This window comes from Oceanobacillus bengalensis (assembly GCF_003628445.1).
Lineage (GTDB): Bacteria > Bacillota > Bacilli > Bacillales > Amphibacillaceae > Oceanobacillus > Oceanobacillus bengalensis.
The window spans coordinates 16,640-31,458 of record NZ_RBZO01000029.1; the positions used below are offsets into that span (position 1 = coordinate 16,640).

The following is a 14,819-nucleotide window of genomic DNA, read 5'->3' on the forward strand; positions in this document are numbered from 1 at the left end:
GGTTGAATATTGAAATTATGATGATTATAGCAATACTTTCTCTTTCTTAGAAGGGGATATAATGTAAAGTTTTTGTAAAGCAATTTACAACTATATGACTACTTTCATAGGAGAAACAGGAGGGGTAACATGTCAAAGGTTACATTTTTAGGCGCCGGTAGCACTGTGTTTGCTAAGAACCTACTTGGTGATTGTATGACGGTCCAGGCATTACAGGAGTTTGAATTTGCATTATTCGATATTAATTTAGAAAGACTGAAAGATTCCGAAATGATGTTATTACAATTAAAAGAAAACCTTGGATCAAAGGTAAAAATTGTCGCATATACAGATAGGAAAGAAGCACTATCAGATGCAAAATACGTAATAAATGCCATTCAAGTTGGTGGATATAAACCAAGCACAGTAATCGATTTTGAAATTCCGAAGAAGTACGGGTTACGTCAAACGATTGCAGATACAATCGGCATAGGTGGTATTTTCCGCAGCTTAAGAACGATTCCGGTCATGATGGATTTTGCAAGAGATATGGAAGAGGTATGTCCAGATGCATGGTTTTTAAACTATACAAATCCGATGGCTACACTGACAGGAACATTGCTCAGATATACAAGCATTAAAACTGTCGGGTTATGCCATAGTGTGCAAGTATGTGCAGACCATCTTCTAACCTCTTTGGATATGCCTAAAGATAATGTGCAGTGGAACATTGCTGGTATCAATCATATGGCATGGTTACTTGATATTACTCGAAATGGAGAAGACCTTTATCCAGAAATCAAGAAAAGGGCAATAGAAAAACAGAGGACAGATCATAACGATAAAGTTCGCTTTGAATTGATGCGACGCTTTGGATATTACGTAACAGAGTCATCCGAACATAATGCAGAATACCATCCATATTTTATTAAGCAAAACAACCCTGCGTTAATTGAGCATTATAATATTCCTTTGGACGAATATTTAAGACGGTGTGAGAATCAAATACAAAAATGGGAAAATATGCGCTCCGATATGGTTGGAAATAAAGATTTAACACATACACGTACACATGAATATGGATCGTATATTATCGAAGCAATGGAGACAAATCAGCCCTATAAAATAGGTGGGAATGTTCTAAATACAGGGCGGTTAATATCTAATCTACCAGAAAAGGCATGTGTAGAAGTTGCTTGTCTCGTCGACGCCAGTGGTGTCACACCGACATATGTTGGCGAATTACCAGAACAATTAGCTGCTTTAAATCGCACAAATATTAATACACAGTTGCTTACGATTGAGGCAGCGATGACAAGAAAAAAGGAATATATTTACCAAGCAGCATTGCTTGATCCGCATACAGCCGCCGAATTATCAATCGATGATATTGTATCCATGTGTGATGAGTTAATCGATGCACATGGAAGTTGGTTACCTGCGTACCGTTAAATTTTGTATATAGGAAACCCAATAAATCTCCCCATTTTTTGGGTTTCTATTACTCTATTTATCTTATAAATCCTCGTCATTTGTAATATCCTCTACAAAATTTTCTAAATTATTTATCAAAAAGAGACAAATTACCGTTTATTTGGAATTTTCAATATATTAATATTAAATTAATATTGCCTTAACATTACAGTGCTAATATGAAGTTGTTCCTAAATAAAGGCAGGTGAAGTTATTGGAAAATCAATCGACAATTGAAAATGTACCCATACCGAAAATGTCGAAAGAAAGGAAAATAAAGCGAAAAAGTCCGAAAGTGAAAGGTCCTAAACTTAAACCCTTTCGAAAAAACTGGGATTTATATTTACTTATTTTTCCTGTACTTATCTATTTTATCGTCTTCAAATACATTCCGATGTATGGGGTACAAATTGCGTTTAAAGATTTTATTGCAGTAGAGGGGATCCTAGGCAGTCCTTGGGTTGGCTTCGAACATTTTGAAAGGTTTTTTGATAGTTTTTACTTTGAAAGGCTTATCTCAAATACCTTACTAATTGGATTGTATGAACTTGCTGTAGGTTTTCCAATCCCGATTATTCTAGCGCTTTTGATTAATGAAGTAAGAAACAAGTATTTTAAGTCGTTCATTCAGACAATTACATATGCACCACATTTTTTATCCGTTGTTGTGGTAGTGGGGATGATGTTTCTTCTCTTGTCACCTCAAACTGGAATTGTTAATCAAATCATTGTTTTGTTTGGTGGAGAGCCAATTTCCTTCATGACGGAACCAGGTTGGTTTAAAACTTTATACGTATTCTCTGGTATTTGGCAGAACATGGGGTGGAGCTCGATTATTTACCTTGCTGCACTTTCAGCGGTAGACCCACAATTACATGAAGCTGCAGAAATAGATGGTGCAAGTAGGTTACAACGAATATGGCATATCAATCTACCAAGTATTAAACCTACCATTATCATCATGCTCATTCTCCAATGTGGTAGTATCCTTGGGGTTGGTTTCGAGAAAGTATTCTTAATGCAAAATAGTTTAAACATGAGTGCATCGGATGTTATTTCTACACATGTATACCGTACAGGAATATTAGGTTCCGAGTATAGTTATTCAGCAGCAATTGGGTTATTCGAATCCGTCGTTAACCTCGTCATTCTATTGCTTGTTAATTACACAGCACGTAAAGTAAACAAGGTTAGCTTATGGTAGTTAGGAGGACAAGCTTCGATGTTAAAGAAGATGAGCTTAGGGGATAAATTTTTTACAGTATTTAATTACTTTGTATTGGTAGTCATCGCTTGTCTTATGGTTTATCCGTTACTTTATGTATTAAGTGCTTCCTTTAGTAATCCAGAAAGAATTGTTTTAGGAGATATTTGGTTATTCCCACAGGAGTTTCGCCTGGATTCCTATATAACCGTATTTCAAAACGAAGATGTATTGATAGGCTATCGTAATACGATTATTTACACGGTACTTGGAACAGCTATTAATCTATTATTCTCAATCATGATAGCATATCCATTATCTCGTAAAGATTTCTACGGTAGGGGGGTGATTACAGCCTTTATCATGTTCACTATGTTTTTCAGTGGTGGGATGATACCTACATTTTTACTAATAAGAGATCTTGGAATGTTAGATACAATTTGGGCAATTGTTTTGCCTGGTGCTGTTTCTGTGTATAACGTCATTATCATGCGGACGTTCTTCCAAAATATTCCGGAAGAACTTCGGGAAGCGGCTGAAATAGATGGATGTAGTAATATTACTTTTCTAATTCGTATTGTTCTACCTCTATCGATGCCAATCATTGCAGTGATGACGCTTTTCTACGGTGTTGGTCATTGGAACGCATACTTTGATGCATTGATTTACCTGAATGATGAAGATAAATATCCATTGCAGTTATTCTTACGGCAAATGCTTATCCAAGAAGATATGTCAGGAATGGGTAGTGCCGGAAGTGAAGTGCTTGCTGAGCATCTGATGCAAATCGAAGGACTAAAATATGCCGTTGTTGTTGTAGCTAGTTTACCAATGTTAATTCTTTACCCATTTTTACAAAAATATTTTGTCAAAGGTGTCATGATTGGATCATTAAAAGGTTAAATACAAGGGAGGAAAAGGGAATGAGAAACAAAAAGTGGTTGTTATTAATTGCTTCTTTAATCGTTGTAATGTTTCTAGCAGCATGTAGTGGTTCTGATTCATCTGATACAGATTCTGGTGAAGAGGAATCGAATGAAACGGATTCAAGTAGTGGGGATGAGGAATCTGAACGTGCAGCAAGTTCTGCAGACAATGTAAATAAAGAAGGCTTTCCAATCGTAAAGGAGGAAATTGACTTAACATTCTTCACTGGAAAATATGAGCCTAACCTAGATGATTATGAAGAAACACTCGTATTTAAAACATATGCAGAACAAACAGGCGTAAATGTTACGTTTGATGAAGTACCATTTGGAACATTAACAGAAAAACGTAATTTAGCTTTAGCAAGTGGTGAATATTCAGATGTGTTCTATTCAGCACGTATTCCTGCAGCAGATTTGTATACGTATGGTCAACAAGGGATATTCGTACCACTAAATGATTTAATTGATGAATATGCACCAAATCTAAAAGCAGTCATGGAAAAACACCCAGATATTAAGAAGGGTTTAACGATGCCAGATGGAAATATTTATTCTGTTCCTTCTTATTACAGTCCTGAATTTTTACCAATGTTGATTGGAAAACCAATTTGGGTGAAAGATTCTTGGTTAGAACAACTAGACATGGAAGAACCGAAAACAATTGATGATTTTTATGCTTACTTAAAAGCAGTAAGTGAAACAGATTTAAATGGTAATGGAGAAAATGATGAGATTCCATTTAGCGCGTCAAATGTAAATCAAATTGTGAATTCGATTAAAGGAGCATGGGGCCTTGGTACAAGAGGGGTAGGACATACTTATGTTGACATTGACCCTGAGACGGACGAATTACGATTTACTCGTACAGATGATAAATATAAAGAAATGCTAGAATTTGTAAACAAACTATATACTGAAGGTTTAATCGACCAAGAAATCTTCACGATGGATGATAGCAAGCTAAATGCTAAAGGTTCTCAAGGTGTTCTTGGAACTGCGATTGTACCGAATCCAGAAACAGTATTTACAGATCAAGATGACTATATTGGTTTAGGATCTCTAGAAGGTCCACATGGTGACAACTTATATAGTCATGTGAAGACACCGTTAGTTCACGTTGGTGCATTTGCAATTACGGACAAGAACGAACATCCAGAAGCAACACTTCGATGGATTGACCATTTCTTTAGTGATGAAGGAGCTGCATTCCAGTTCATGGGAATTGAAGGCGAAACATATGAAGTAACTGAAGATGGCGAATTTGAATTTTTTGAAGAAATTACGAATAACCCAGATGGTTTAACATTTGATCAAGCATTAACACCGTATGTTACGTGGATGGGTGGAAGCTACCCTGGTTATGTTCAAGAAAAATACTTCAAAGGATCTGAATCCCTACCAAGTGCGATTGAAGTAGGGGAAAAAGTAGCACCAAATGCACCTGAGGAAATATGGAACGGATTTAACTACACGGATGATGAATTAGACTTCAAACAAACAACAGGAGCTGATCTCCATACGTACATTGGCGAAATGGAAGCTGGATTTATCTCTGGCGATATCTCTTTCAGCGAATGGGATAACTATGTAGAACAAGTGAAAGAAATGGGGCAAGATGAGTACCTTGAAGTAGAAAAAGCAGCATACGAAAGATATCAAGAAAGCTAATTCTTTACGATTTAGGAAGGGTGTATAGTAAGTCCTTGCATCCTTCCTTTTTAAATTATCCAGAGAACAGAGCAGATATCCAGAGAACAGCGATATCCTGAGAAAAGAGCAGATATCCCGAGAACAGAGCAGAAATCCCGAGAACAGAGCAGAAATCCAGAGAACAGAGCAGATATCCAGAGAACAGAGCAGATATCCAGAGAACAGAGCAGATATCCAGAGAACAGAGCAGATATCCAGAGAACAGAGCAGATATCCCGAGAACAGAGCAGATATCCCGAGAACAGAGCAGAAATCCTGAGAACAGAGCAGATATCCTGAGAACAGCGATATCCTGAGAAAAGAGCTTAAATATGAAAAGTGAGGTATGTTGGAAATGGATGGATTGTTTGTTGGTGTGTATCGAATTAGTGAATGGGTAGCGAAACTCCTTTATGTCAATATGTTGTGGATATTTTGCACAATCATTGGATTAGGTATTTTGGGGATTTTTCCTGCAACTGGAGCAATGTTTGCTGTTACCAGAAGATGGGTTATTGGTGAAAGGGATATTCCAGTATTTAAAACGTTCTGGCATTATTTCAAGGCAGACTTTGTGAAAACGAATATTCTTGGATTTACTCTAGCTGGATTAGGAATCTTTTTGTACATCGATCTGAAGTTCTTTCAGGCAATCATTCATCCAATATATAGCTTAATTAGTATCATTTTTCTTGTTTTACTTTTTCTATATTTCGTTATTTTACTCTATATTTTTCCAATCTATGTTCACTATGAACTTAGAGTTTTTCAATACATAAAATACGCACTTATTATTGCAATAGGACGGCCCATGCAGACGCTAGCAATGCTCTTGGGCGTTATTATTACTTATTTGTTTTTCAGTTACATTCCTGCTTTTATCCCATTTTTTGGTGGTAGTCTTTTAAGTTTGGCTTTAATGTGGCTATCGTCTATTTCCTTTCAGAAAGTTCGTTTGCATAACTAAATTCGGTCATTATTCATATATTGAAGAAAAGGAGCATTTTCGATGAATGTAACTATATGGAATGAATATCGTCATGAAAAGGAAAGTGAAATTGTTGCAAAAATTTATCCCAACGGAATTCATGAAACAATTGCAACATTTCTTGAGGAAGAGGGGTTTAATATACAAACAGCGACCCTTGATGAAGCCGAACATGGCTTAACTGATGAAGTGTTAGCCAATACGGATGTTCTCATTTGGTGGGGGCACAGGGCACATTGTGAAGTAGAGGATAGCATTGTAGAAAAAGTAAAGCAACGCGTCTTGGATGGAATGGGACTACTTCTCTTACATTCTGCCCACTTTTCGAAACTGTTTAAACAATTAATGGGGACAAGTTGTGACCTGAAGTGGCGAGAAAATGGTGAAAGAGAACTCTTATGGGTAGTCGATCCATCCCATCCAATAACAGAGGGGATCCCTGAATACATTGAATTAGAACAAGAAGAGATGTATGGTGAACATTTTGATATTCCAACACCAGATGAAATCATTTTTATTAGCTCCTTTGCTGGGGGCGAGGTTTTTCGCAGTGGTGTGACCTTTAAGCGGGGGAAAGGGAAAATATTTTATTTTCGCCCTGGTCATGAAACATACCCAACTTATTATCATAAAGACATTCAAAAAGTCATTCGAAATGGGGTTAAATGGGCAAAAGCTGATAATACACCTGAAATTACTTATGGAAATTATTATAGATAATATGATAGGTGACGGACTAATGTGAAGGAGCTAAGAATAGATGACGAAATTAAAAATGGGAATTATCGGTGTAGGTGGGATAGCGCAAAGTAGGCATATTCCTTCTTACCAACAATTAAAGGAAAAAGTAGAGCTTGTTGCTGTGTATGATACGAACCAAACCCGTGCACAAGAAGTAGCAGAAAAAAATCATATACCATTCGTGTTTAGTAACTACAATGATCTCTTTGAAGAGGTAGATGCAGTAACCATTTGCACGCCGAATAAGTTTCATGCAGAGATTTCAATTGCTGCATTAGATGCAGGTGTACATGTGCTGTGTGAAAAGCCAATGGCGATGAATGCAAGAGAGTGTGAATTAATGATTGAGGCAGCGGAGAAGTCGAATAAACTGTTGTCCATTGCCTATCATTATCGGTGGCTCGAATCAGCGATGCTTGCAAAAAAATCATCACCTGAAATTGGCGACCCTCTAGTAACACGCGTTCAAGCATTAAGAAGAAGGAAAGTTCCTGGTTGGGGTGTTTTTACGAATAAAGAATTACAAGGTGGAGGAAGTTTAATTGATTATGGATGTCATTACTTAGATCTAGCACTATGGCTTTTAAATGATCCAGAGCCTGTAGCAGTAATGGGGAAGACATATAACCGACTAAGTAAAATGCCTAATCAATTAAATGATTGGGGAACATTTGACCATCAAACCTTTGATGTTGACGATCATGTTTCTGCTTATATAACATTTGAAAACGATATTTCTATGTTATTTGAATGCACTTGGGCAGCAAATATTAAAGAGGATCAAGTGCATTTAAGTATTTCTGGCACAAATGGCGGAATGAATGTATTTCCGTATGAGTTCTATCAACCAAAGCACGGTGCATTTATGACTACGGAAGCAAGTGTTAAAGACAATCAGAAAACCGCTGGATATTTGCAAGCTAAAAACTTCGTTGAAAGTTGCCTTGGAGAAGCAGCATTAATTAGTAAAGCCGCGCATGCAATGAAGGTTACTAGAATAATAGATAGTATATATCAAAGTAATCAGTGCGGGAGTATTGTTACACTATAAGATTATCAGACATAAAAAAATGCGTCCTTCCGAATAAGGAAAGACAAATAGGTGACAGCATCTCTCTCGGAAATACTAAAACCCGAACGGTGCTTGGCACTGCTCGGGTTTCATTTATGCTATTTTTTTGTTTTCTGTCTGTTTGGCTGATGTTATTAGTCGTGCGCTTTTTGAAAGAATCAATACAAGTACAATTGAACATGCGAGTGCAGTGAAGAAATAGGCGATTCCATTCATGGTGAAAGAGTAGATGAATGGAGCCTGGCCAGCTTCTTCTGCATAACTTGCAAAGAAAATAATACCTGCAAGGAAATGCCAGAAGTAACGGGCAAATGCACCAACATACACTGCAAGCACAATCCAAGACATTGCTGTTGTGGTTTTATTATTTTTTAGGCTCTGCTTAATTGGTCTCATGAATAGACCAGCAAATCCAACACATGCAAATGCTACAAAATATTCAATGAATGCTTGTAATGGTGTTAGAATCCATGCTTCTCCAATGGTGACCTGTAGGACTCCCCAGAGAAATCCGCTTGTTGCAGCTGCAAGGAATCCCCAGCGGAAAGCGATGAGCAAGATTGGCACCATCGCAAAGGAAATGGAAATGGATGGACCAAACTGGAGGGATGGCAATAAATCTAATAGCAACGCAAGGGATGCGAAGATTGCCACCTCAATCATGGTTTGTAAACGTAATTTCTTCATAAAAAAAGCCTCCTATAATGTTTTTAACGCACCATTAGGAAGACATAGTTTCATAGTTTACAAATTACGTTTTAGGCTATAGAAATAGATAAGCCTATATCATAAATATGTAAACTACTCGCCACATCCCTACGCTAGTACTAACTAACAGGTTCAAAGGGTCAGAACCAAAGTTCTCTCTCAGCTTTCGCTCCCCTTGTGGTCACGTTATTCAATTTTCATAATTATCATATCATACTTGTTGGTGCCTGTCATCTGGAAATCGAGCGAGGCCGCGTGGAATTCGAGCGAGGCCACGTGGAATTCGCGCGAGGCCACGTGGAATTCGAGCGAGGTCGTGTGGAAATCGCGCGAGGCCGCAGTGAAATCGCGCGAGGCCGTGTGGAATTCGAGCGAGAGCACAGTGAAATCGAGCGAGGCCGCGTGGAAATCGGAGCGAGGCCGCGTGGAAATCGGAGCGAGGCCGCGTGGAAATCGAGCGAGAGCACAGTGAAATCGCGCGAGGTCACACGTAATTCGAGCGAGAGCACAGTGAAATCGAGCGAGGCCACGCAGAATTCGAGCGAGTCCACATGGAATTCGCGCGAGGTCACGCAGAATTCGAGCGAGAGCACAAGAAAGTCGCGCGAGGATGCTGCGAATTCGCTTTCCCCCACAAACACATCTCGGCTCAACATCAGGAAGCAGGAGAACCGTCCCTATGCTTCCATTCTTATCGCTTCTCTTGATAGGCGGTCTGCGTGTTTGTTTTGTTTTTCGGGAATCCATTTTATAAAGAAGTATGGAAAGTTACGGGACTCTTCTCGTATTTTTTCCAACAGGGCTAGAAAGGTTTTGTTTTTTGTATGGTCATTGTCAATTACGTCTACGACAAGTTGCGAATCGGACCTAAAGGAGAGGATTTCTCCTGGAAACTCCTCCTTACATATTTCTAATGCCTTAATAACCGCATAGAACTCTGCTTCATGATTGGATAACTCGCCAAGCGGAAATCTATATTCATACGTCTTTTTCCCAGCTTTAATATAAATACCCGCCCCACTAGGTCCAGGATTTCCACTTGCTGCACCATCTGTGTATACTTCGATCAATGTTAGTTGCACCCCACTTCATTATAATCTGTTTCTTTTTATTATCTTATCATTATTAGCTAAACCCTGTTAAGTTTTCTTTCCTGTAAAAAAGTCCTACAAAAGCGGATGCTTGTATCAATCTACTCCATTATACTTCCGATTTAATTGACAATTAATTTAATTCTGATATATCATATACCAAAAAGCATATTAAAAATATTAGGAGGTAGCTATGAAACCAGAAGTTATTTTATATAAACCTATTCCAGGTGATCTGGTACAACGTTTGGAAACACATTTTGAAATTAGACATCATTTGCTTGCACGAGAGATGCCACCTGAATTTTATAAAGACTTGAGTAGGTCGGAAGGGATTATTGGGTCTAAATTAAAGGTAGATTCGCACTTATTAGATCAAGCCCCTAATTTAAAAATAGTTGTAAATACATCCGTTGGTTATGATAATTTTGATGTAGAAGAACTAACAAAAAGAGGAATCATGGCCACAAATACCCCAGATGTCCTTACTGATACGGTTGCGGACACTATTTTTGGATTATTATTAGCAACTGCAAGAAGAATACCTGAGATGCATCATTATGTTCGTTCAGGGCAATGGAATGAAAACATTGGCGAAGAATTGTATGGCGTAGATGTTCACCATAAAGTATTGGGAATTATTGGGATGGGGAGGATTGGGACGGCAGTAGCTGAAAGAGCGCATCATGGATTTAAAATGGAAATACTATATCATAATCGTTCAAACAGCCCCTATGCTGAGGAAAGTCTTCAAGCACAAAATGTATCTCTTGAAAAGTTACTTCAAGAATCTGACTTTGTCTTAGTAATGGCTCCGCTGTCTGATGAAACCTACAAGCTTATTGGAGAGAAGGAATTTCAGTTAATGAAAAAATCCGCAATCTTTATCAATGGCTCTCGTGGTGAGGTAGTAGACGAAAAGGCGTTAATTTACGCATTAAAAAGTAATGAAATTTTAGCTGCAGGTTTGGATGTTTATGAGAAAGAGCCTATTCCAAAAGAAAGCCCATTATTAAAAGTGAAAAATGTCGTTACCCTTCCTCATATCGGCTCGGCAACTTCTGAGACAAGGTACCAAATGTTTAGGCTTGGTGTAGATAATTTAATCAAAGGATTAAATGGAGAAATTCCTCCTACACTAATCAATCCTGAAGTACTTACGAAAAAAAGGGAAGAGAGCAACTAAAGGGAGGTCAGCACGATGGAGAAAGAAATACACAGAAAAATAAGTTTACAGTCACGCTCTGTACGTGATTTGATTTACGAAGGATTAAAAGAGGCTATTATCAATGGTGAATATGAAGCTGGATATCATTTAAGGGAGAGGAAGTTAGCGAACGAATTCAATGTAAGTACAACACCAATTAAAGAGGCTTTTCGCTTGCTTGAGAATGAGGGATTGGTAGTTACCCAAGCTAGAAAAGGTACATTTGTCTCTGATAGTGTGATGCGTTCCGTTCAGGAAATATCTCGTGTAAGAGCCGCATTAGAAGGAGTGGCTGCACGCTTTGCGGCTTTAAAACGGACAGAAGAGGAATTAAAACAGCTGGAAGCGATTATCGTACAAATGAGTAAATTTACAAAAGAAAAAAACACACAACAATTAAGTGAAAGTAATCGTCTGTTCCATCAATTAATACGTCAGTTTGCACGTAATGGATTTATATATAAGCAAGTGGAAGCCGTCCATTCTTATGATCAATTTATTCGTAATAAAGCATTATCAGATATAGTAGAACATGAACGGGCATATGAAGAACATTATGAAATCTTTAAAATGATTGAAGCACAAGACATTAATAGAGCCGAGGATCTAATGCGAAATCATATCATTCGGTCTGCAGATTTTGCACTTCATTAAAAGTTAAGAAGAATGTTCAGAATTATGTTGACAATCAGAATTTTTTTATTTAATATTTGATATATCAGATATCATGATTTAATTAGAATTATTCGAGAGGTTGATGAGTAGTGAGTGAAGTGAAAATTCCTAAAGATGATTTACAACAGTATTGTGAAGCTATTTTAGGAAAAAGTTTACCAGAGGATGAAGCAAAAATTGTTGCTGAAACTTTGGTAGACGCGGATTTACGAGGTGTAACTTCACATGGAGTGCAACGAGTGGCTGGATATTTAAAACGATTGGAAGAGGAACTTATTGAACGAAGTACGAATGTGCAAGTGGTTAATGACACATATGCTACTGCCCTACTTGATGCAAACAATGGCTGGGGGCAAGTAGCTGCGAAGAAAGCAATGGAACTTGCAATTGAAAAAGCAGAGGCGTTTGGTACAGCTTTTGTCGGAGTACGAAATTCAAATCATTTTGGAACCGCTTCCTACTATACGAGGATGGCGGCAGAAAAAGGCTATATAGGAATTTCTATGACAAATGCTTCTCCAATGATGGTTCCTTTTGGGGCTAAGGAGCCTTCTTTAGGAACAAACCCAATTTCCATCTCGATTCCAGCAGGTGAAGGGGTAGATACGATTGTATTAGATATGTCTACAAGTAACGTAGCCCGCGGTAAAATAATGGTTGCAAAAAAGAATGGGGAATCCATTCCTCGAAATTGGGCTATTACGAAGGATGGGAAACAGACAACCAATCCTGATGAGGCGTGGGAAGGATATGTTCTTCCTATGGGACCAAAAGGTTCTGGTTTAGCAATTATTATTGACATATTAAGCGGTGTGCTAACTGGATCCTTATTTGGAAAAAGGATTCCTAGACAGTATGACGATCCATACCCACAACGTTTGGGCCATTTTTTTGGTGCGATTAATATAGCAAGCTTCGGGGACCCAGACGTTTTCTATCAAAGTATAAAAGAAAAAATAGAAGAAACGGTATCGAGTGAACCAAGCGAAGGGTTTGAACGTGTTCTAATGCCTGGGGAATTGGAATTAATGAAAACGAAAAGTCGAGAAGAGAATGGAATTCCAATTAGTAAGGAAATCTTCAATGAACTCATAGAAACTGGCCTGAAATACGATGTTGATATAAATCAGTATCTGTCAGCTAAATTAGCAGAATAAGGACGGATATCTATACCACTAAAATCTAGGATGGGAGAGGTGAGTAGTGACGGGAGAGGTTAGAATTCTTGCAACAGATTTGCAACAATTTTGTGAAGCTATTTTAAAAAAAAGTTTGCCAGCAATGGAGGCAAAGATTATTGCTGAATCATTGGTAGATGCAGATTTACGAGGAGTAACTTCGCATGGAGTGCAACGATTAGCTGGATATTTAAAAAGAATGGAAGAGGGGCTTATTGAACGAAGGACGCTTGTGCAAGTAGTTAGTGATATGAATGCGACTGCGCTACTTGATGGCCACAATGGCTGGGGACAAGTAGCTGCAACAAAAGCAATGGAACTTGCAATTGAAAAAGCAGATGAGTTTGGTACAGCTTTTGTCGGAGTACGAAATTCAAATCACTTTGGAACCGCATCCTTCTATACAAGGATGGCTGCAGAAAAAGGCTATATTGGTATTTCTATGACAAATGCTTCTCCAATGATGGTTCCTTTTGGAGGTAAGAAACCTTCTTTAGGGGCAAACCCAATTTCTATCTCCATTCCAGCAGGAGAAGGGGAAGATGCGATTGTATTGGATATGTCTACAAGTAACGTGGCTCGCGGCAAGATAATGGTTGCAAAGAAGAATGGGGAATCCATTCCTCGAAATTGGGCTATTACGAAGGATGGGAAACAGACAACGAATCCTGATGAGGCGTGGGAAGGATATCTTCTTCCAATGGGGCCAAAGGGTTCTGGTTTAGCAATTATTATTGATATATTGAGTGGCGTGTTAACTGGCTCCTTATTTGGCAAAAGTATGCCTAGACAATACGATGATCCATATCCACAACGTTTGGGCCATCTGTTTGGTGCGATTAATATAGCAAATTTCGGAGATCCAGATGTTTTCTATCAAAATATTAAAGAAAAAGTAGAAGAAACAGTAACGAGTGAGCCTAGCGAAGGATTTGAGCGTGTTTTAATGCCTGGAGAAATAAAATCATTAAAAAAGAAAGAAAGAGAAGAAAATGGAATTCCAATTAGTAAGGAAATCTTCAATGAACTCATAGAAACTGGTGTGAAATACGATGTTGATATAAATCAGTATCTGTCAGCTAAATTGGCAGATTAAGAGTGGGTGATGAAAATCTTGTTCCAGAATAAATTAAAAGAAAAATTGACAAAAAACATTGAGGAGCCAGCTTATGGAATATTTATCGGTTTTCCAAGTACACAATTGATTGAAATGGCTGCATATAACGGGTTTGATGTTGTGGTACTTGATAATGAACATGGTCTGCTTTCGCCAGAAAACATGGAACATATGGTGATTGCTTCAGAAAATGCTGGGATTACCCCACTTGTTCGTGTTACATCAAGTAATCCGACAGCTATTTTAAAGGCGATGGACCGAGTGGCGCATGGAGTCCATGTGCCACAAGTAGATAGTAGGGAAGAAGCAGAACAGGTTGTGGCAGCGGTAAAATATCCCCCTATGGGAAATAGGGGAGCAGCTTTTTCGATGCGAGCAGCGAAGTACGGAACGGTGCCGGTTCCAGAATACTTAGCACATGCTAATAACGAAAGCCTCGTATGTATACACATTGAATCGAAAGAAGCGGTTGATAACTTGGATGAAATCTTACAAGTTCCTGGCATTGATATGGTGTATATTGGCCCAACGGATTTGTCTGTTTCCCTAGGATTTAATGGAGATACGGAGCATCCGGAAGTTCAAAAACAGGTGAAACGTATCTATCAATCTGCTAAAAAATACGGTGTACGCGTTGGGATGCATACGAAGAATAAGCAGGGAGCATTACAATTAAAGGAATCGGGAGTAGAATATATCGGCCTGACTGTTACATCACTTATTAATAAAGGCTTCCGTACGTATATAGAAGCTGTTAAATAAATAAAA

14 protein-coding genes and 1 riboswitch are annotated in these 14,819 nt (G+C 38.3%); of the genes, 12 read left to right on the forward strand and 2 right to left on the reverse strand.

From position 1 onward, the window contains the following. Positions 1-129: 129 nt before the first annotated feature. From melA to D8M05_RS15775, 7 genes are all read left to right on the forward strand, one after another. Positions 130-1,431 carry an alpha-glucosidase/alpha-galactosidase gene (gene melA, locus D8M05_RS15745; RefSeq protein WP_121133498.1) on the forward strand — a complete coding sequence of 434 codons (1,302 nt, stop codon included), beginning with the start codon at positions 130-132 and terminating at the stop codon, positions 1,429-1,431. Positions 1,432-1,708: 277 nt separating this feature from the next. Beyond that, the gene (locus D8M05_RS15750; RefSeq protein ID WP_121133562.1) at positions 1,709-2,656 is read left to right on the forward strand and encodes an ABC transporter permease; all 948 of its coding nucleotides are present in this window, start codon (positions 1,709-1,711) and stop codon (positions 2,654-2,656) included. 18 nt (positions 2,657-2,674) lie between these two features. After that, positions 2,675-3,559, forward strand: a complete 885-nt coding sequence (locus tag D8M05_RS15755; RefSeq protein WP_121133500.1) for a carbohydrate ABC transporter permease — start codon at positions 2,675-2,677, stop codon at positions 3,557-3,559. 20 nt (positions 3,560-3,579) lie between these two features. Continuing rightward, a complete protein-coding gene (locus D8M05_RS15760; protein WP_121133501.1) occupies positions 3,580-5,253 on the forward strand; it encodes an extracellular solute-binding protein in 1,674 nt (557 codons plus the stop codon). A gap of 376 nt (positions 5,254-5,629) precedes the next feature. Then, positions 5,630-6,241 (forward strand): YesL family protein, encoded by a 612-nt coding sequence (locus D8M05_RS15765; RefSeq protein WP_183072828.1) that lies wholly within the window; start codon positions 5,630-5,632, stop codon positions 6,239-6,241. Positions 6,242-6,283: 42 nt separating this feature from the next. After that, positions 6,284-6,982: a ThuA domain-containing protein gene (locus D8M05_RS15770; protein WP_121133505.1), complete on the forward strand. Its 699-nt coding sequence runs from the start codon at positions 6,284-6,286 to the stop codon at positions 6,980-6,982. 40 nt (positions 6,983-7,022) lie between these two features. Further along, on the forward strand, positions 7,023-8,054 hold the full coding sequence (locus D8M05_RS15775) for a Gfo/Idh/MocA family protein (protein WP_121133507.1): 1,032 nt from the start codon (positions 7,023-7,025) through the stop codon (positions 8,052-8,054). A gap of 114 nt (positions 8,055-8,168) precedes the next feature. Here the strand turns inward: D8M05_RS15775 and thiT are convergent, their stop codons facing one another. Beyond that, positions 8,169-8,762 (reverse strand): energy-coupled thiamine transporter ThiT, encoded by a 594-nt coding sequence (thiT, locus tag D8M05_RS15780; RefSeq protein ID WP_121133509.1) that lies wholly within the window; start codon positions 8,760-8,762, stop codon positions 8,169-8,171. 109 nt (positions 8,763-8,871) lie between these two features. Further along, positions 8,872-8,969: riboswitch (TPP riboswitch) on the reverse strand. A gap of 491 nt (positions 8,970-9,460) precedes the next feature. Beyond that, entirely contained in the window at positions 9,461-9,853 is a 393-nt protein-coding gene (locus D8M05_RS15785) for an RNase H family protein (protein WP_121133511.1), read from the reverse strand. A 214-nt stretch (positions 9,854-10,067) separates the two neighbouring features. Here D8M05_RS15785 and D8M05_RS15790 point away from each other — a divergent pair, with 214 nt between their 5' ends. The 5 genes from D8M05_RS15790 to D8M05_RS15810 all read left to right on the forward strand — a co-directional run bounded on the left by D8M05_RS15790 (position 10,068) and on the right by D8M05_RS15810 (position 14,813). Then, positions 10,068-11,060, forward strand: a complete 993-nt coding sequence (locus D8M05_RS15790) for a 2-hydroxyacid dehydrogenase (protein WP_121133513.1) — start codon at positions 10,068-10,070, stop codon at positions 11,058-11,060. 15 nt (positions 11,061-11,075) lie between these two features. Beyond that, on the forward strand, positions 11,076-11,735 hold the full coding sequence (locus D8M05_RS15795; protein ID WP_121133514.1) for a GntR family transcriptional regulator: 660 nt from the start codon (positions 11,076-11,078) through the stop codon (positions 11,733-11,735). 110 nt (positions 11,736-11,845) lie between these two features. Further along, the gene (locus D8M05_RS15800; protein WP_121133516.1) at positions 11,846-12,913 is read left to right on the forward strand and encodes an Ldh family oxidoreductase; all 1,068 of its coding nucleotides are present in this window, start codon (positions 11,846-11,848) and stop codon (positions 12,911-12,913) included. Between the two features lie 46 nt (positions 12,914-12,959). Further along, positions 12,960-14,030, forward strand: a complete 1,071-nt coding sequence (locus D8M05_RS15805; protein WP_183072829.1) for an Ldh family oxidoreductase — start codon at positions 12,960-12,962, stop codon at positions 14,028-14,030. A gap of 9 nt (positions 14,031-14,039) precedes the next feature. Beyond that, on the forward strand, positions 14,040-14,813 hold the full coding sequence (locus D8M05_RS15810; RefSeq protein ID WP_245985440.1) for an HpcH/HpaI aldolase family protein: 774 nt from the start codon (positions 14,040-14,042) through the stop codon (positions 14,811-14,813). Positions 14,814-14,819: the final 6 nt, after the last annotated feature.